Annotated in this window: 20 protein-coding genes; 10 read left to right on the top strand and 10 right to left on the bottom strand. The window is 34.5% G+C overall.

Annotated features, from left to right (window positions below; translation table 11 throughout):
• Positions 1-285 precede the first annotated feature (285 nt).
• Together HUE88_RS07925 and HUE88_RS07920 are read left to right on the top strand one after the other, a co-directional pair.
• A complete protein-coding gene (locus tag HUE88_RS07925; protein WP_194368185.1) occupies positions 286-957 on the top strand; it encodes a DUF502 domain-containing protein in 672 nt (223 codons plus the stop codon).
• Positions 941-1,417: a CYTH domain-containing protein gene (locus HUE88_RS07920; RefSeq protein WP_194368184.1), complete on the top strand. Its 477-nt coding sequence runs from the start codon at positions 941-943 to the stop codon at positions 1,415-1,417. Before HUE88_RS07925 ends, HUE88_RS07920 begins: the two co-directional genes overlap by 17 nt.
• A gap of 31 nt (positions 1,418-1,448) precedes the next feature.
• Here HUE88_RS07920 and HUE88_RS14025 read toward each other — a convergent pair whose 3' ends face one another.
• Genes HUE88_RS14025 through HUE88_RS07900 form a run of 4 tightly spaced genes read right to left on the bottom strand, consistent with a single transcriptional unit; the run spans position 1,449 to position 6,904 of the window.
• The gene (locus tag HUE88_RS14025) at positions 1,449-3,131 is read right to left on the bottom strand and encodes an efflux RND transporter permease subunit (RefSeq protein WP_194368183.1); all 1,683 of its coding nucleotides are present in this window, start codon (positions 3,129-3,131) and stop codon (positions 1,449-1,451) included.
• Positions 3,131-4,714, bottom strand: coding sequence for an efflux RND transporter permease subunit (locus HUE88_RS14020; protein ID WP_194368182.1), 1,584 nt, complete (start codon positions 4,712-4,714; stop codon positions 3,131-3,133). The genes HUE88_RS14025 and HUE88_RS14020 overlap by 1 nt, the downstream gene beginning before the upstream one ends.
• A 10-nt stretch (positions 4,715-4,724) precedes the next feature.
• Complete coding sequence (locus HUE88_RS07905; RefSeq protein ID WP_194368181.1) at positions 4,725-5,513, bottom strand: efflux RND transporter periplasmic adaptor subunit; 789 nt, start codon at positions 5,511-5,513, stop codon at positions 4,725-4,727.
• On the bottom strand, positions 5,510-6,904 hold the full coding sequence (locus HUE88_RS07900) for a TolC family protein (RefSeq protein WP_194368180.1): 1,395 nt from the start codon (positions 6,902-6,904) through the stop codon (positions 5,510-5,512). The genes HUE88_RS07905 and HUE88_RS07900 overlap by 4 nt, the downstream gene beginning before the upstream one ends.
• 207 nt (positions 6,905-7,111) lie before the next feature.
• Here HUE88_RS07900 and HUE88_RS07895 point away from each other — a divergent pair, with 207 nt between their 5' ends.
• The 4 genes from HUE88_RS07895 to HUE88_RS07880 are packed head-to-tail and all read left to right on the top strand — an operon-like array spanning position 7,112 to position 9,352.
• The gene (locus tag HUE88_RS07895; protein ID WP_229860035.1) at positions 7,112-7,426 is read left to right on the top strand and encodes a hypothetical protein; all 315 of its coding nucleotides are present in this window, start codon (positions 7,112-7,114) and stop codon (positions 7,424-7,426) included.
• Positions 7,411-8,043, top strand: coding sequence for a type III pantothenate kinase (locus HUE88_RS07890; RefSeq protein WP_229860033.1), 633 nt, complete (start codon positions 7,411-7,413; stop codon positions 8,041-8,043). Before HUE88_RS07895 ends, HUE88_RS07890 begins: the two co-directional genes overlap by 16 nt.
• Complete coding sequence (gene hisG, locus HUE88_RS07885) at positions 8,037-8,666, top strand: ATP phosphoribosyltransferase (protein ID WP_194368178.1); 630 nt, start codon at positions 8,037-8,039, stop codon at positions 8,664-8,666. Before HUE88_RS07890 ends, hisG begins: the two co-directional genes overlap by 7 nt.
• Positions 8,667-8,668: 2 nt before the next feature.
• Positions 8,669-9,352 carry a class I SAM-dependent DNA methyltransferase gene (locus HUE88_RS07880; RefSeq protein WP_194368177.1) on the top strand — a complete coding sequence of 228 codons (684 nt, stop codon included), beginning with the start codon at positions 8,669-8,671 and terminating at the stop codon, positions 9,350-9,352.
• 4 nt (positions 9,353-9,356) lie between these two features.
• Here HUE88_RS07880 and HUE88_RS07875 read toward each other — a convergent pair whose 3' ends face one another.
• Positions 9,357-9,812: a hypothetical protein gene (locus HUE88_RS07875; RefSeq protein WP_194368176.1), complete on the bottom strand. Its 456-nt coding sequence runs from the start codon at positions 9,810-9,812 to the stop codon at positions 9,357-9,359.
• A gap of 205 nt (positions 9,813-10,017) precedes the next feature.
• Between HUE88_RS07875 and HUE88_RS07870 the strand changes: the two genes are divergently transcribed.
• The 3 genes from HUE88_RS07870 (at position 10,018) to HUE88_RS07860 (ending at position 11,722) form a co-directional block, all read left to right on the top strand.
• A complete protein-coding gene (locus HUE88_RS07870) occupies positions 10,018-10,707 on the top strand; it encodes an ABC transporter permease (RefSeq protein WP_194368175.1) in 690 nt (229 codons plus the stop codon).
• Between the two features lie 114 nt (positions 10,708-10,821).
• Positions 10,822-11,436, top strand: a complete 615-nt coding sequence (locus HUE88_RS07865) for a YceI family protein (protein ID WP_194368174.1) — start codon at positions 10,822-10,824, stop codon at positions 11,434-11,436.
• A gap of 22 nt (positions 11,437-11,458) precedes the next feature.
• Positions 11,459-11,722: a hypothetical protein gene (locus HUE88_RS07860; RefSeq protein WP_194368173.1), complete on the top strand. Its 264-nt coding sequence runs from the start codon at positions 11,459-11,461 to the stop codon at positions 11,720-11,722.
• A gap of 7 nt (positions 11,723-11,729) precedes the next feature.
• On the opposite strand, the gene HUE88_RS07855 is transcribed toward HUE88_RS07860, so the two are convergent.
• Positions 11,730-12,851: a metallophosphoesterase gene (locus tag HUE88_RS07855; RefSeq protein ID WP_194368172.1), complete on the bottom strand. Its 1,122-nt coding sequence runs from the start codon at positions 12,849-12,851 to the stop codon at positions 11,730-11,732.
• Positions 12,852-12,905: 54 nt separating this feature from the next.
• Here HUE88_RS07855 and HUE88_RS07850 point away from each other — a divergent pair, with 54 nt between their 5' ends.
• Positions 12,906-13,553 (top strand): class I SAM-dependent methyltransferase, encoded by a 648-nt coding sequence (locus tag HUE88_RS07850; RefSeq protein WP_194368171.1) that lies wholly within the window; start codon positions 12,906-12,908, stop codon positions 13,551-13,553.
• Here the strand turns inward: HUE88_RS07850 and HUE88_RS07845 are convergent.
• From HUE88_RS07845 to HUE88_RS14185, 4 genes are all read right to left on the bottom strand, one after another.
• Positions 13,550-14,179 (bottom strand): NAD(P)H-dependent oxidoreductase, encoded by a 630-nt coding sequence (locus tag HUE88_RS07845; protein WP_194368170.1) that lies wholly within the window; start codon positions 14,177-14,179, stop codon positions 13,550-13,552. The two genes, HUE88_RS07850 and HUE88_RS07845, sit on opposite strands and share 4 nt — an antisense overlap.
• A 188-nt stretch (positions 14,180-14,367) precedes the next feature.
• Positions 14,368-15,936 (bottom strand): DUF3373 family protein, encoded by a 1,569-nt coding sequence (locus HUE88_RS07840; protein WP_194368169.1) that lies wholly within the window; start codon positions 15,934-15,936, stop codon positions 14,368-14,370.
• An 18-nt stretch (positions 15,937-15,954) separates the two neighbouring features.
• Positions 15,955-16,221, bottom strand: coding sequence for a hypothetical protein (locus tag HUE88_RS07835; protein ID WP_194368168.1), 267 nt, complete (start codon positions 16,219-16,221; stop codon positions 15,955-15,957).
• 68 nt (positions 16,222-16,289) lie between these two features.
• Positions 16,290-17,933: a methyl-accepting chemotaxis protein gene (locus tag HUE88_RS14185; RefSeq protein WP_194368167.1), complete on the bottom strand. Its 1,644-nt coding sequence runs from the start codon at positions 17,931-17,933 to the stop codon at positions 16,290-16,292.
• Positions 17,934-18,011: the final 78 nt, after the last annotated feature.

Raw genomic sequence — 18,011 nt, 5'->3', positions numbered from 1 at the left:
GGTAGTATATTGCCAATTGCAGCAGTTTCATCAGCAGTATTCTTTTTTATTCTAAAAGTAATAGTTGGAATATAAAAAGTAAACTAAAGATTTTGTTTCAAGCTTTAAATGATAGCTTAGATATAATCTCTATTAAGATTGAGACTAATAAACTAGATTCCAAGTCAAGCTTGGAATGACGATAACTTTGTCAAGCTTGGAATGACGATAACTCCGTCACTCTGAACTTGATTCAGAGTCTAGTAGCTAATTATTCAGAGAATTTGATTAAAAAACGGAGCAAAAATGACAAATAAGAAATCACCAATAAAGCACTTTTTAGAGGTAACACTTCAAGGGGTATTTTGGCTTCTTCCTATAGTAGCGGTTGTAATGATTGTGCTATGGCTATATAATAAAGTTGATTTATTGGCACACGGTGTATTTACGCTTATTGGTTTTGCACCACAAAATGACGGATTTTTATGGCTGGTTATTGTTGTGGCTATATTTTTGTTACTTTTGTATCTTGTCGGTCACTTGATGGAGACAAGAGTAGCTACTTTTTTAGAGACATTAATCTCAAAGATACCAGGCTACTCAACAATCAAAGACATTATAGGTATCTTTAACTCTTCAAAAAAAGGTGAAACACAAGTTTTAGTAGTGGCTATAAGAGGTTTCGCAAATGAGGGGTATAACATAGGGCTTATGTATTCTCAAAAAGAGAGCATTATAAAAGAACATTACACTGTGACATTATCGCAAACACCAATCCCAAACGGTGGATATATGTTTGAAGTACATAAAGATAATATTTTTGTTATTGAAGAAGCAAAGTTTGATGACAACTTAAAGTATTTACTCTCCATGGGTGTGAAAAGTATGTCTGATATTGTAAAAATACAACCAAAGCAAATAAGTGATTTTATTTCGCTAAGCGACTGGCTGGGGAGAAAAAATGGGCTTAGAGATTGAAAGAAAATTTTTAATAGATATAGACAAAGTTGAAAATCTACAAAACGGATATGAAATTAAGCAGGGTTATATTCAGACTAAAGATAAAACTACTGTTCGTGTGAGAGTAAGGGGTGACGAGGCATTTATAACCATAAAAGGTAAAAATGTAGGTGCATCAAGAGTTGAGTTTGAGTACTCTATACCGCTCGATGATGCAAATGAAATGTTAGAGAAGTTGTGCTTAAAACCATTTATAGATAAGAAAAGGTATCTGGTTGAGCATAAAAACCATACCTGGGAAATAGATGTATTTTATAATGAAAACGAAGGTCTCATAGTTGCAGAAGTAGAGCTTGAAGATGAAAATGAGAGTGTTGAATTACCTGAATGGGTTGTAAAAGAAGTAACCGGTGATGCCAGATACTACAACTCTAATCTTTTAGAAAATCCATTTTCAAAATGGAAAACCAATTTGTAAAGCTACATGTAGAGAGTTCTACATGTAAGAATTAATCTAAATTAAAATGCCTTTGTAAGTCTGCTTTATACATAAGTATCGGCACAACTATAAGTGAAGCCACAACAGCCGCAATTGTTCCAAATATCAGAGCAACTCCAAGACCGCCAAACACAGCGTCACCAGCCAAAAGTGTTGAAGCAAGGATAATTGCTGCCGCAGTTAAAAAGATAGGCTTAGCACGTGTCGCTGTTGCGTATGCGATAGCTTCAGCCTTTGGCATCTTCTTTTCATCCATCAGAGATTTTGTAAAGTCAATAAGAAGAAGTGAGTTACGAGAACTAATACCTATTAGAGCGATAAACCCGATAAGAGAAGTTGCTGTCAAAAAGAAAGTGTCTGCTGTGAAAACATCCATAATCCAGTGACCTACAATTACACCTATAATTGAGAGGAATGAGCCTAGAAGTATGATACCGCTAAGAGTATAACTTTTATAGTAAATTACCATAAGTAAAAAGATAAGAACAAGAGCCGCTATAAACGCAGCACCAAGCTCAACAAAAGTATCCAGTGTTACTTCCATCTCTCCATCCCAGATTAGCTTATATACTTTAGATGTTTGTTTATCAGTTAGTCTTAGGTTGAAAAGACCTATTTTTTCAATCTCATACTTATCTGTAAATGTGTTTAAAATCACATTTCTAGCGTCCATAAGAGGGTAAACCTGAGAAACCATATCTGTCTCAGCCATAACATTTGTCATTTGGTGAAGGTTTTTACTCATAATCATAGGATTTGATTTTTTAGCAGTCACTTCTACAAGCTCTGTAACAGGTATCATCATCCCCATTTTATTCATCAGTTTCAACGATGAAAGCTTTGCTTTTATAGAGTTGATATCTTTAGACGAAAACTTTTTAGACTCTTTGCTTAAGGAGAGGTAGATAGGGATTTGATCACTTATAGTATCTGAGTTTTTAACAGCTATCTGCATACCTTCAAAAGATAAGTAAAGTATGTCATTTAACTGTTTTATGTTTACTTCAGATTTTGCAATTTTTGTACTTAAAACTTTCAGCTCAAAAGTATCGTAAATCTCATCTTGCATTACTTCTACATCAACTAGACCGCTTGTTGTTTTAAAAACGTCTGCAACTCTGTTTGATAGCTCTCTTATGCCTTTAGCATCATTTCCGTAAATCTCAGCAACTATTGCCGCTAAAACAGGAGGTCCAGCTGGAGGCTCAACAAAAGATATATCTGTACCTTCATATATAGAGCCACAGTTTTTAAGTATGCTCGGTCTCATTCTTTGAACCATAAAGTATGACGGCTCAACTCTGTCATGTTTTTTTGTAAGATTTAAAACTATTTCGGCAACATTCTCACTATTTTTAAAGTGTGAACCCTTGATAAGTCCTGCAAAGTCAAGAGGAGCACCCATCCCTAAAAATACCTCTAAGTCTGTGACCTCTTTTTCTTTTTGAACTAAACCAACTACACAGTCTGTTACCTCTTTTGTCTGCTGAATAGAACTCCCTTCAACAAGTGTAGTATAAATACTGAATGTATCGTTATTTTTTCCAGGGAGCATTTTTGCCAGAACCATTTTTGTTGGAGCTATCATCATTACAGATAGTATAAAACCTAAAAGAGTTCCCATAAGTATAAAGTTTCTTTTTTTTGGACTCTGTATGCCATTTAAAACAGCATTGTGAAATTTTTCAAACATTAGTGATTATCCTTGCTGCTGTGGTCTGGTTTTTTAAGCATTCTAGCTGCTAAGTAAGGTGTAAATATATATGCTACAAATAGTGAAGCAACAAGAGCAACAGGAACATTTGCGGGAATTGGCTTCATAAACTGACCCATCATTTGCCCAACAAACGCCATTGGAACCATAGTCATAATAATTGCTAAAGTTGCAATATTTGTAGGTGGTCCAATCTCATCAGTAGCTTCTACCATAAGATTATCGAGTGTTTTATTTGCCGAATCTTTTGAGTGTAAGTGTCTGTGGATGTTTTCAATAACAATAATTGCAGCATCAACCAAAAGACCAAGTGAAAGTAAAAATGCAAATAGAGTAATTCGATTAATAGTCTGATCAGTTAAATAAGCAACAAAAAGGGTAATTGCTAAAATTGCCGGAACTGTAAAAGTAACAATAAGAGACTCTCTCCAGCCAAGAACTAAGATAAGTAAGATAGCTATAATAACAATAGAGAGAACAAGGTGATAAACAAGTTCATTTACAGCCTCATTTGCTCTTTGTCCATCATTTCTAGTTATCGTGTATCCGATTCCCTCTTTGTTTAAAACCTCTCTGTAAGTTTCAAGCTCTGTTTTAACAGCATCTGCAATTATTACGGCATTTGTCCCCTGAAGTTTTGAAACAGTAAGGGTAACCTGCTCTTGAAGTGGCATGAAATTACCGCCTTCATCTCTTTGACTAATGTGAGCTGATTTAAAGTTTTGAATATCATATGAGTCTTCTACTTTTGCTATCTGCTTTAGATAGATTGGTGAGCCCATATATTGAGCTACTATTATATCTCCAATGTCATCAGCACTCTCAATCGCATTTTTGACACCAAGTATAATAAGCTTGTTCTCCTCAGTTCTGTTTTTTACAGCTGGAACACTGTAAGAAAGTGAATTTACACCCTCTACAATTTGACCCATGGAGATATTGTAACCAGAGAGTTTGTTAATATCTACTTCTATATTAAACTGGTGTCTGTTACCACCTTTTAGCTCCGTAACAGCTACATTGTTTAGACCATTTATATGGTGCTGAATATCTTTTACTTTGTCATATAGCTCAGTTTTGCTCATTTGCTTATTTTTTGAGTAAAAAGCAACAGAGACAACGGGAATATCAACATCAATATCAAGAGGTTTTATAATAGGGTTCATAGCCCCTTTTGGAAACATACCGGAGTTTTGCATAATCTTGTCATATACTTTAAGATTTGAGCCCTCTTTCTCCTCGCCAATAAAAAATGCGGCATTTACAATTCCAACATTATCCATAGCCATTCCTGAGATATGCTCAACTCCCTTTACCTCTTTAAGCTTTCGCTCTAGAGGTTTAACAATTACTTTTTCTATCTCAGCTGCACTAGCACCCGGCAGAGCAACAATAACAGTAGAGCCACTTACAACCATTTGAGGGTTTTCTTCTCTTGGCATAATCATAAGAGCAAGATATCCAATGGAGAGTAAAAATATGCCCAATACAATAGTTAGAGGATTCCTTAAAAATCCAGCTGCCAGTTTTCCGGCTATATCATTTGGTTTATAATTATTCATAAACAGTGCCTTATTTAACAATTACAGTAGCGTACATACCAGGATATACTGATTTGTAAGTGTTTTTAAATGAAACTTTTATCTCAAATGTGTGTGTCATCGGATTTGAATTAGGGATAATTGCACTTACAGTCCCTATAGCTTTTATATTTTGTGATGGTATATTTATAGTAACCTTTGTTCCATGCTTTATTCGGCTTAAATCATTTTCAGCTATTTCAGCAGCTATTTTAAGGTTAGTTAAATCTGAAAGTATAATAGCTGGCATTCCTGGCATAGCCATCTCACCCACTTTTATATTTTTGTTTACAATAACACCGTCATTTGGTGCTTCTACATTTAGGTATTTGTACTGGTTTTTAACTTCTGCTAATTGTGCTTCTGCCTGCGTAACCTGTTTTTTTGCAATATCTGTCATATTTGCTAAGTTTTGTTCAGCAAGTGCTAGGTTTTCAACTTCAAACTTTGAAACCATGTCTTTTTCAAGAAGTCTCTTGTGGCGCTCTAGATTTAGTTTTACATTTGTGTATTGATTTTGATACATTTGAAGGGAGAGTTGCGCTTGTGAAATACCAAGTTGAACCTGAGTAAGAGCAGAGTCAATCTCTTTTGAATCAATAGAATAAAGAAGGTCTCCTTTTTTTACAAAGTCGCCCTCGGAAACTTTAACTTCAGTTACAAAGCCCATGAAACGGCTTGTTATCATCTTTTTGTTATCACTAATAACTGTTCCTGAAAGTGTTATGCTCTCTGCTATAAGCGAAGCTCCCAGTGCTAAAAATATTAAAAATCTCTTCATTTTTCTTCTCCATTTGCTAATTTTTCTAATGCGAATATTCTTTCGTTTCTTTTGTTTCTTGCTTGATTAAGTTGCAGAATTTTTTGAATTTGTTCAGACTGCTTTATGATTACGTCACTCATTGAAGATAGCTTCTCTTTATATCTTCCCTCGTAGTTTTTGTAAATCTCATCTGAAAGAGCCAACTCTTTTTCTAGAGAGATAATATCGTGATTGTAAGTGTCAATCTCTGTTTTAATTTTATCTATCTGAAGCGATATTCCGCTATTTGCAAGTTGAACCTCAGTTTTTGTTTTTATAAAATCAAGACGGGCTTTCTCAACATTTGCACTATCTATCCCACCGTTAAAAATATTCCAAGTAAGTCTTGCTCCAACCGTGTAAGCTGTATGGTCAGACGCTTCACCCAAAAATGAATCATCGGCTGTTGCTACTTCTGCAAAAGCCCCTATCATAGGGTAGTATGAAGCCTCAGAGAGTTGTACCATACTTTTTCTAATCTCTAGTCCATTATTTGCTCTTTTTATATCTATGTTAGAATTTAAAATATCATCATTTGTGTATGATGGCATCGGCATATCCATAGATGGAGTTTGGATTTCTGTGACTTTTTGGTTTAGTAAAAAGCTGATAAAGTGGTAAAGAAGTTTTTGATTAGAGTCCATTTGAGAAATAAGTCTCTCAACATTTCCCTTTTTCGCTTTTACTTCAAGCAGGTCTACTTTTTTTGCATAACCAACTTCTATCATATTTTTTGTAACAAGCTCAAGAGTGTTAATGTTTTGTAAAATCGTATTGAGATTTTCACTTGAGTTTTTAAGAAGAGCCATATCGTAAAAACTTTTTCTGATTTGATAAATTTTTTCGTTTACAACTTGCTTTTTTTCAAGAGTTTTCATTTTCATCATAGCGTTCATAATATCTGTATAGCTAGAGATTTTAAACCCTGTAAAAATAGGCACTTCATATTTTAGTTTACTCTGAAAAAAGTTTCTTGAGTCTGGGTAGTTTAGGTCATCTGGCTGTGTAGCCAAAACTTTTTCACCTGCACCTGGTGTTCCAGCTATTAAAGCAGGCATTTGAGCTAAAAACTCATTAAATCCAAAATCACCAAAAGTAGCCTCTCTAGAGGTTAGTTTAAAGCCAAAAACATTTCCGGCATCATCAGAGTTTGCAAAATCCTGAATAAAATCAAGCTTCCCCCAATGGTTTCCAGAAGCTGTTTTTACATCTTCTTTGGCTGATTGCAACTCCAACGAGGCACTTTTTATCTCTAAGTTCTCTCTTTTTAAAATTTCTATAGCAGCAGTCAAGTCGAGAGAATCTGAGGCATATACAATTGATGAATTAAGGATAAACGCAGTAAAGAGCAGACCGAATCTTTTTTTCATAAAGTTCCTTTGTTTTTATCTTATTAAATTAAGCTTTGATTATAACATATATGTCTTTAAGTTATATTGATAGAATATAGCAACTCTAATTTAACTAATCTTGTTTGAAGTAAATTGTATTTAACATTCTCAAAAGAACTACTTAAACTATGGATAGTTTTGATAGAATAAGATATTAATTACAAAGGCAAACACATAGAGATGCAAATGGTAGTAGATTCCTTGAGAGCCAAGGGGAAGATTTATAAAAAAATGTTAGAGATATCTCCCAAAGAGTTGGGAGTACGAAACAGGATTAAAATATTTAAAGCTACGGATATCACAGGTTATTTTTGGGCAATATTTGCGGTTAGCCAAAAGAGCAGAATACTTATGAAAGATGTACATAAATTTGAAGAGATTTATGCAAAGTTAACCATTTTTTGCGGGCATAATTTTAAACACAAAATTATTTTTATAGATGCTCCGTTATGTTCCAAAGCTAGTGAGGCATTTAAAAAGCAAGGTTGGAAGATTCACTAATGCTACTTTGTGATATTGGAAATACTTCGTTTCATTTTCTTGACTCTGATGAAGATTACAAAAAAGATGTTAAAACTTTTAACCCCTCAACGGTAAAAGAGATTGTTTTTTATATTTGCGTTAACCCAAAAGTCTTAAACATTTTAAAACCTTTAAAAAATTGGGTTGATTTGTCTGTACATGTAGATATGTCAAAATACTATGAAACAATCGGTATAGATAGAGTTATGGCATGTGAAGATATAGGCGATGGTATTGTCATAGATGCCGGAAGTGCAATTACGGTTGACCTTGTAAAAAGTGGAAAATATGAGGGTGGTTTTATATATCCAGGGCTTATGGCTATGAGTAACGCATATAAAAATATATCAACAGTTTTGGATTACTCATTTAACTTTGAGCTAGATTTAGATAAAATGCCAAAAAATTCCAGAGATTCCATAAGTTATGGATATCTTAAAACACTTCAGAGTGAAGTTCTCTCTCATAATATGAAAATAGTTTTAACGGGTGGAGATGCAAAAGAGTTTGCGAAAATCTTTACTGAAGCAATAATCGACGAGAGAGTAGTGTTTAACGGGATGAAAAAGATAATGAAAAAGGCAAATATATGTTAACAGTTGCACTTCCAAAAGGTCGTATCGCAAAAGAGACTTTAGAAATTTTTGAGACAATCTTTGGTGACACTTTTAAGTTTGATGATAGAAAGCTTATTTTAGATACTCCTAAATTTCGTTTTTTACTTGTTAGAAACCAAGATGTGGCTACATATGTTTATCATCAAGCGGCTGACATAGGCGTTGTCGGACTCGATACTTTAGAAGAGCAGGGGTTAGATGTTATTCGTCTTCTTGACCTTAAACGTGGGATTTGTAAAGTTTCAATCGGCATGAAAAAAGGTGAAAAACTTGACCTTGATAAGCCGGACATTAAAGTTGCATCAAAAATGGTAAACATTACAAAGCGTTACTTTGAAGAGCGCGCTGTATCTGTTGATATAATCAAACTTTACGGCTCTATAGAACTTGCTCCAATTATTGGACTTGCTGACATGATTGTTGATGTTGTTGAGACAGGTGCTACAATGAAACAAAACGGACTAGAAGTTGTTGAAGACATAATGACTTCTTCGACTTACCTGATTGCCAACAAAAACAGCTATATTGCAAAAAAAGATGAAGTTTTAGATATATATGCAAAAATTAACAAAGTTATCAAAGCTGAACAAGAAGCTAAATAATTATGACTAATCTAGATTTATACGCAAAAGCTGAACACCTTCTAGGTATTGAAGAGGCTACTGAAGCACTCTATGACCTTTACCGCTCTGAGCTTGATGAGCTTAATGTAAAAACACTGCTGGATGTCGGTTGTGGGCGTGGCGGATTTATGCAACGTATGATTAGTGATGGCGTTACATGTAAGGGAGTTGATCTTAGCTCTGTTATGGTAGAGGAGTGCAAGCTAAAAGGTCTTGACGCAGAATGTATCGATGTTAGTGAAGTCTCTGGCAAGTACGATGCTGTTGTAAGTATATTTGATGTGCTTAACTTTTTAGACAATGACGCTCTGATAAAGTTCTTAGATGCAGTAGCTGAAAAACTTAAAGATGATGGAATTTTTATAGCAGATATAAACACCCGTTACGGTTTTAGTGATGTGGCTGAGGGGACTATGAGCAATGACACGGATGATGAGTTTTTAAGCGTAGATGCAGTGTTTGAAAATGATGAACTTCATACAAAGTTTACTCTGTTTGAAAAAATAGAAGATGACATGTATAAAAAACATCAAGACACAATAGTGCAGTATTTTCACAAACTCAAGATTTTCCAAAATCTATCTGGCTTAAAGCTTGCAGATAAACAGACTTTCTCTCTTTATGACACCAAGGACAAGACGCTTCTTATATTTAAGAAGAGATAGTATATTAGTAGATTTTTATATTAAACCTTAGCCCAAACATCTCTGATGTGGTTAAAAAATCCAGTTTTATATATTCGTTTTTGTAGTAAAGAAGCGGCAAGATAATTACACTTTTATCATCACTGTTCTCTTGACACTCAACTGATTTAAGATCGCTAAAACAGTAACCCTTCTGATACCATCCAATCATATGTAAACCAAAAGATTTATTTAGCTCAAATAGATATCCAACTCCGATAGCATCAGTTTCTCTCTCTCTTGAATTTGTAAAATGGTTATAGGTAAATGTGTATTTATTGTCTGTGATATACTCTATGCCGTAAGCATTATGTTTCTCATTGAACTCTTCAGAACTGCTGTCTCTATCTTTAAAATGTGAAGAGAATATATAAGCAGTTATATATAGCTCATCTGCGTTTACAGAAATAAAAAGAAGTAATAAAAGTATAAAAGATTTCATAAGTAATTGTAGCTAAAAAACTACTCTTGGATAATTTCTTTATTTTTCAGGCAATTGTAGTTCATTAATTAGATTCCAAATCAAGTTTGGAATGACGACATCTCCGTCACCCTGAACTTGATTCAGGGCCTAGTTACTAATTATTCACATAGTAAAATTCTTGATATACTGTCAAAAAAATAATATAAATTTTTCGGAGAATGAAATGGAATTGATTCCAGCACAAAACCTTCTTTATATGCTTCTTCCTCTCTCGTTAGTGTGGTATTTTTATTATAAATGGATTGATGACAGCAAAGAGATACTCTATGCCAGCAGTAGAATGGTTGTTCAACTGTTGCTGATTGGTTATGCACTAATCTATATTTTTGAGAATGATTCATGGTTTATAGGACTTTTTATAATTTTAATAATGATTACGATGTCGAGTCTTATTGTTTTAAGAAACCTGCATAATAAAACTCTTTATGTGTATTCTGTAATAGTTTTTGCTATAGCAATCGGAGGAAGTGTAAACCTAGTTTTAGTTATAAAATTTGTATTGGAACTCACCCCATTTTATGAGCCAAGGTATGTTGTGCCCATAGCAGGAATGATATATGCAAACTCTATGAATGCAGTCTCTTTGGCAGCAGAGAGATTTGAAAAAGAGTTGTTGATTTCAACATACGAGCAAGCAAGAAAAGTTGTCTTTAAGGCTTCATTAATACCTACGATAAATACATTTTTAGCAGTTGGAATAGTTTCACTTCCCGGTATGATGACAGGACAGATTCTTTCAGGAATAGACCCTTTGATTGCCGTGAGATACCAGATAGTTGTTATGGCTATGATTTTAGGAAGTGCTGGGATTAGCGTAGTTTTATATCTTTTGATGATAAATAAGCAAAGATAGTCTTTCTAACATATAAAAACAAAATATATATATTAAAGTTATTAAATTTAACAATGCTTTTATAAACCAGCAGTTATACTTTTCTATGTCTAAAAAAATTAAAGAAGGATTTTCATGTTAAAAGTTATTGTTTCAATAGTATTCGCAGTATCACTGCTAAATGCTGGGCAGTCTGCCTCTACAAATGGTTGTGAGTTGTCGCAAGTTGGTGATTTTGGTGTAAATTTCACAGCGTTTAAAACTCCTAGTAAGCTTGGTGTTGGTGGTGGATTTGACAGTGTAAACTACAAAACTGCATCACTTAGCTCAAAAAGTTTACAAGAGTTATTTGTCGGTTCTTCAGTAGATATAGATACCAAAAGTGTAAATTCAAAAAATCCGGCTCGTGATGCCAAACTTATTGAGTCTTTCTTTTATGTAATGATTGGAAAAAATATCGGTGCTAAAATCATAGCTATCGTAGATGACAAAACAGCAAAAAAGGGAGAGAAAAAAGGCTCACTAATAGTTGAGATTAAAATGAATAACATAATCAAAGAAGTGCCTATGAAATACACTTATAACGGGGAAGTATTTGAAGCGGAGGGTGTTATAGACCTTTTTGATTTTAACGCTAACAAAGCATTATATTCAATAAATAAAGCGTGTTTTGGCTTACATCAAGGAAAAACTTGGAATGATGTCAATATAGGGTTTACAACTAACATCAAATCGGCAGGTTGTAAATAAATACTGATAGATAAGGGTTTGTATGAGCCATAGACATAAAGTTAAGATAGAAAAGTTATTTGAGCATCCGGTATCTGGAAATATTGATGGGAGAAAGGTGCTTAGCGCGTTGGAACATTATGGTGCTAGAGTAGAGATGACAAAGCATAACAAGGCAAAAATATTTATCAAAGATAAAGAGCTGATTATGGCACTCGCACATAGCAGCATTTTAACAAAAGACACAATCTTAAAACTTAGACACTTTTTAGAAGAGGTTGGATTAGTCCCTGATAGTATAAAGTAGGCGGGGGTTAAATCTCCGCTTGTATAACTATCTCTGTTATCTCCGAAGAAGCACCGAGCCTCATCGGCGGACCCCAAAAACCTGTCCCTTTATTTACATATATCTGCAGTTTTTCATTGTGTTGGTGAAGTCCTGCGATGTACGGCTGTTGCAGTTTTACCAAAAGCCTAAAAGGGTAGAGTTGACCGCCGTGGGTATGTCCGCTTAAAACCAAGTCAACACCATCTTTTACCTCTTCTATATATCTAGGTTGGTGTGCTAGAAGTATAGTAGGAGAATCTTTTTTACCACGAAGTGCTTTTTGTAAATCTGGCATATGCGTTTTGGCTCTGTATCCAAATATATCATAGACGCCAGCGAGATTGAACCCTTGTGCATCCTCTCCAATATATACATTTTCATTTTCAAGGACTCTTATGCCTATAGATTTTACTCTGTCGATGATTTTTGTGATATTGTGAAAATATTCATGGTTTCCTACAATGAAAAAAGTTCCATATTTAGAGTTTAAAGATTTTAGCTCATGTAGAGTATCTTTTGCATGGTCTATATCTATATCTATTAAATCTCCTGTTATAACTACAATATCTGGCCCAAGAGCATTTACCCTTTTAACTATATCTTTTATAAATTTTGCATTGATAAGACCGCTTATGTGAATGTCGCTGAGTTGAACTATTTTATATGGGCGTTTTAAATCTTTGATTTTTATAGTTACACGCTCAAGCTTTACAAATCTTGCCTCATATATTGACTTTAGAGTAAGAGTTGTAGCAACTGCAAGTGAAGAGATGTCTAAAGATTTTTTAAAAAACTTTCTTCTTGAGTCTGAGATTGGCGCAAACGAGAGAACGACCCTTGAGATATCGTAAATAAGAGTTGTGCAAAAGAGTAAAAAAAGTATTCCGATTGGGAGCGAGAGCATAAAATACAGCCAGTTTGGAATATTGATATAATACCGACCAGATGCGTAACCTATAATCCCCAAGAGGTTAACAATAAGGAAGATACGAAAGTAGCGTTTCGTAGCAGTTTTAATATCCAGTTTTGCAATAAGTCGCTTGGATATATACATGTTGAGAAGAATAAAAACACCGAAAAAGGCTGTGAAAAATAGTATAGGATTCATAAGTTGAAGTATATCAAAGATAATGGTATGATTGCATAAAAAAGATTTTTACTTATGAATAGTTGCAAAATATGTGCAGGTGATACAGTTGCTATAACTGATGAGAAGAGCAAAAAGATATATCATAAGTGCTCTACATGTAGATATATTTTCTTAGATGAGCAGTTTTATATAGATGAAGAGCGCGAGAAAAAACACTACGACAAACACCACAACAACTTTGAATCATTAGGGTATGTCAAAATGTTTGATGAATTATTGGATGAGTTTGTAGAGCCACATCTGCAAAACATAGAAAATGCGCTGGATTTTGGATGCGGCGAGGGTGAAGTGTTGCCTATACTTTTAGAGCGCAGAGGTGTTACATGTGACAGATACGATCTTTTTTATTTTCCAGCAAAAATTTATGAAGATAAAAAGTACAACCTAATCTGCTCTACCGAGGTGCTTGAACACTTGCAAAATCCGCTTGAGATATTAAAAAAACTACTTCTACATGTAGAGAAAAACGGCTACCTTTTGCTTATGAGTGCTTTTCACCCAAACAACGATGATAAATTTTTAAAATGGTGGTATATTCGTGACATTACACACATAGGTTTTTTTGATATTTTAACATTTGAGTATTTGGCTAGGGAGCTAAATTTGAGGATTGTCAAACACAATAGCAAAAATACTATTATGTTTGAAAAACTAAGTTAGTCTATAAACTCTACGACATCTTTGAATGGGCGTCTTACTTGCTCTGACTGCTCATTTATTCTATAGCCAAAAGGTAAAAGCATAGCTAACTGATGTTTTGTTGTATCAAGTTCTAAAATCTCTTCAACTCTATCTTTGTCAAAGCCCTCAATTGGACATGAGTCTATGCCAACAAATGCTGCCGCACTCATCATATTGGCTGCTGCTATATATGTCTGTTTTGCTGTCCACGCATAGATGTTCTCATCACTGCTTAGAGTTTTTTTCAGGTGTTGTGAGTAGATACTTAGATACATATCTAACATCTCTTTTTTCATCTTTCTTCTTGCAAACCGTTTTTTTGGCAAGCCTGACTCTATTTTTGCAGACTCAATTCCAGCTAAAACAACAACCAAATGTGAACATGTAGTGATTTGCGCCTGATTCCAGCACTCAGGTTTTAGTTTGGCTTTTAACTCTTCGTTTGTTATAACCAAGAACTTCCACGCCTCCATGCCAAAAGAGGAGGGTGACTTTCTAGCGCACTCTAGTATATAGTTTATATCTTCATCAGATATTTTTTTAGTATCATCAAAAACTTTACAAGCGTGTCGAAAGTCCATAGCATTTAAAAAATCATTTTTCATATAGTAGCCCTTGAAAATATTTGGGTTAGTTTATCATAAAAGTGTTAATTGAGAGTTTTGATTAAGGGGAAATTAGATTCCAAGTCAAGCTTGGAATGACGATGTGTCAAGCTTGAAATGACGACACTCCCGTCACCCTGAACTTGATTCAGGGTCTAGTTTAGCAAAGACGATAAGAAGCTAAATGCCTAGAAAAATGCATTAACTTTTAAGTAAAAGTTTTCTTGTACTGAATCTTGTTTAAGACTGTCTGCTCCGGTAGTTGTTCCAAAGTGCAAACCTGTACCAGTATAGTCAGATTGAATTCTAAGGTAACCAAAACGAGCAGAGATATTGTTTGTAATTGGTTGAATTACATATGCCTCATGAACAGTACCACGAGTAGCTAACTTGTTAAAAGGATCTTCTGAGCCCTGAGTCGCTGACCACCAGCTCTCATCACCCATGTTGAACTCATAACCAAGTTTAGTTTCCCAGCTAGATTTTGTGTCGTACTTAACACCTAGGTAGAGTGCTGAACCATTGTCTTGCAGTAGTGTACCACCAGCAATACTTTCATAGTAACCACCAGGATTTCTAACGTTTCCAATAGTTGATGATGCACAGTTAGTTAAAGCATTAGTACTGTAATTTACACACTCTCCATTTGAATCTGGGTCAGATATAGCATAGTGAAAGAAAGCATCAAGTTTGCCATCAGCCATACTGGTAGCCTCTATACCAAAACCGTAGTTAGTGATATCACCAAGATTTTTTTGAGTGACGATTGATGTGTTATAAAGTACATTTGCAGTACTTGAACCAAATAAGAAAGGTGTAGCTTTAATATCAGCATTTTTGTTTATACCAATCCAAAAAGTGTTTTCAACACCAAATAAAGGTAGTTCTGTCTCTAAAAATAGACCCATTACATTTATGTTTTGAATGTTTTCACGATTACACTGGTAGTAATAACCATCATCATTAAGTGTAAAAGCTTTACCGTAGATTGCACGTAGGTAAGTTTTGTCCATTCCTGTAACTTTTGAAAGGTCACCAGTTAAGATAGCACCCTGAACGTTGCTCTCAAACATAATACTTGGAAAAACAGACTTACGAGGCTTATCTTCCATCATATTTAGACTTAAACCACCAGTAGTTGGAAGTATTCCTAAACTAGCAATCATAGGGACAGCACCATCTTTGTTGAACTTGTAATCAAAATATGCTCTGTCTAAATCTATAGCACGAAATTTTGTAGAACTTGCAGATGGAAGCTCATCACCAATATTTTGTGGGCTTAAAATACAAAGTCTTTGTTCATTTTGAGAACTCCAGTTAATAATCATACGGCCGTTAAAGCTTGTATCGTTAGTAAACTGTGCTTTAGCATCAAGTTTAAGACTTCCAGAGTAGTGCGGGTCCCATTTTTTCTCTTGTGGAAAAGCGTATTCTCTTGCCGCTGCTTTATCTGCTGTAGTAAGACCATCGCCTGGAACAGGATCTACAAATTGCGTTCCTATATTATTGCCCATACCATTGTTATCAAAAGAGAATGAGTCTACACGAAAACCAAGGTCAGCAGACCAGCTAAGTTTATTTGAGAAAGCTTTAGTCTCAACTTTTTCAGAAACTTCCCAAAGCTCTGCTCTGTCTTTTTCTGCTTTTTCAAGTTTTTCTTGAATAAGGTTCATTTGAGCTTTTAAATCTTCTAGCTCACCTGCGAAAAGTGTACTACCAGCTAATAATAGTGATATTGTAATTGTCGATAATTTCATTTATATTCTCCTTAGTGTCTATTTAGGTACTGTTGACTGATCTTTATCAGCAGAACGCTCGTTTAAATATTTTAACAATGCAGAACGGTCTGCTTCACTTAATCCATCAATTCCAAATGCTGCAAGTTTATCCGGCTTTGAAAAATAACGAGACCACTGAGCCTCAGTCTTATTTCCACCAGCTTTTGCATAAACACCTTGTGCCAAAGCACCTAAGTCTGCTCCTACTAATTGAGTTGCAAGCAATGTTGCAGCTACCAATGATACGATTGTTCTTTTGTTCATAGTTTTCTTCCTTTTTTTATGGTTTGGTTTATAACTAACAGTTCACACTCTACTTAAATCTGCTCCTTTTAAATTTTAAACTGATTTGCTTCTTGAGAGAGCAATTCACTGGTTTGTATTAATTTTGAAGATGCAGAAATAGTATCAACGCTTAACAATTTACTATCTTCACTTAGTTTTGCAATTTCTAAATTATCTTGGTATAGTAAATTCATAATTTCTTCTACTTCTTTAGAGTGTGTAACCGTCATAGAGACATCTTTACGTACATTGTAAATCATATCTGAAGCTTCAGTAAGTGTATTGTTTATCAACAGTACATCTTCAGATAAAGCTTGTGACTCTTTTGCTCCTGCTGCCGTTTGCTCAGATGAATCTTGAATCCCTTGAACAACAACAGAGATACTTGCACTTATCTCCGAAAGACTGTTTTGAGTTCTCTCTGCAAGTTTTCTTACTTCATCGGCAACAACCGCGAAACCACGTCCATGTTCACCTGCACGAGCAGCTTCAATAGCAGCATTTAAAGCAAGTAGGTTAGTTTGGTCTGCAATGTCATTTATAATGCCTAAAACATTTTTAACATCTTCAGCATCACTGCTTAGTGATCTTAGTTTATCTGCCAAATCTGTAAAGTGTTCTGCAGAATCATTAGCTTGAATATTGAGTTTTTTCGATTTGTTTTTTGCATCATCAATTGATTCAACTGCTGCATTGATTTTTTCATCAGCTTCTATAGCAGAGTTCTTAGACTCTTCCACTTTTGTTAATGAGTGTTTAGCATGCTCACCTGAAGAAGTTGTTTTCTTTAAAATTGTCTCTGATGAAACACCAACTTTTTTTGATAAAACATCAATGTTTTCTGATGAGTGAAGGACATCTCTTGAAGCATCAGTAACCTTTTTAATAGCAGAAGAGAAAGATTGTGTTAAATCATGAATAGAGTCAGAGATTTTTAATAGTTCAGGCTCCAGCATAGTTTGACAACTTCTTCCCAAATCTTTGTTTTTACTTATGTCATTGAGTAAATTAGATATGTTGTTTATAGAGCCGGTAATCCCTTTTTGAATGAAAAGCGAAAAAAGAATCTGTACGAGTGCCGCTGCTAAACTGATTGTTATTAATTGGGTGTTTGCATCTTTTAGCGCATTTTCGATTGCTACCTCTTTAGCAGCTTTGTTTTCAGCCACAAATTTAGTAAAAATCGTCATCTCTTTAAAAAGATTATCAATAAGCTTATTTAATTCACCTGTTTCAAAAGTTGCCTCTGAAGGGTCATCAATTACATTTTTGATAAAACTCTTCCCATTTTTAAAAAATGTCACATACATAAGTCTTACTTTTTCAAGCTCCTCTTGTAACTGTTTTTTGTCTTCAGGATCTTGAAAAGTTTCAGTTTTTGCTGAGAGGTCATTAATAAGAAAGTTTATATTGTCGTTTTCACTCCCCAAACTGGCAAGTTCAGCCTCTTTTTTTAGAGCACCTTCATAAAAGTTACCCCTTATGGTATTAAGTTTGATTTCAAGATTCATAGTTGACTCAAAAAAAGAGTTCAACTGCGTCTTCTCATCGTTCTTCTCTTTAAACAAAGAGAACGCACCAGTAGCTATCAAAAATATAACCGACATTGAAACGATACCGATAAAAGACAACAGAATCAACTTTAGCTTTATGCTACATTTCTCTTTAGTGCTAAACATACAAAATGACATTCAAATTCCTTTTTTTATGTGCCTAGTAAATATTATATAGCGTTACTAAGCATTAATTTAATTACAATAGATAATTCT

The sequence above is a fragment of the Candidatus Sulfurimonas baltica genome, assembly GCF_015265455.1.
Classification (GTDB): domain Bacteria; phylum Campylobacterota; class Campylobacteria; order Campylobacterales; family Sulfurimonadaceae; genus Sulfurimonas; species Sulfurimonas baltica.
The sequence above is the reverse complement of the archived record's forward strand: the minus strand, read 5'-3'. Positions and strand labels throughout refer to the sequence as shown.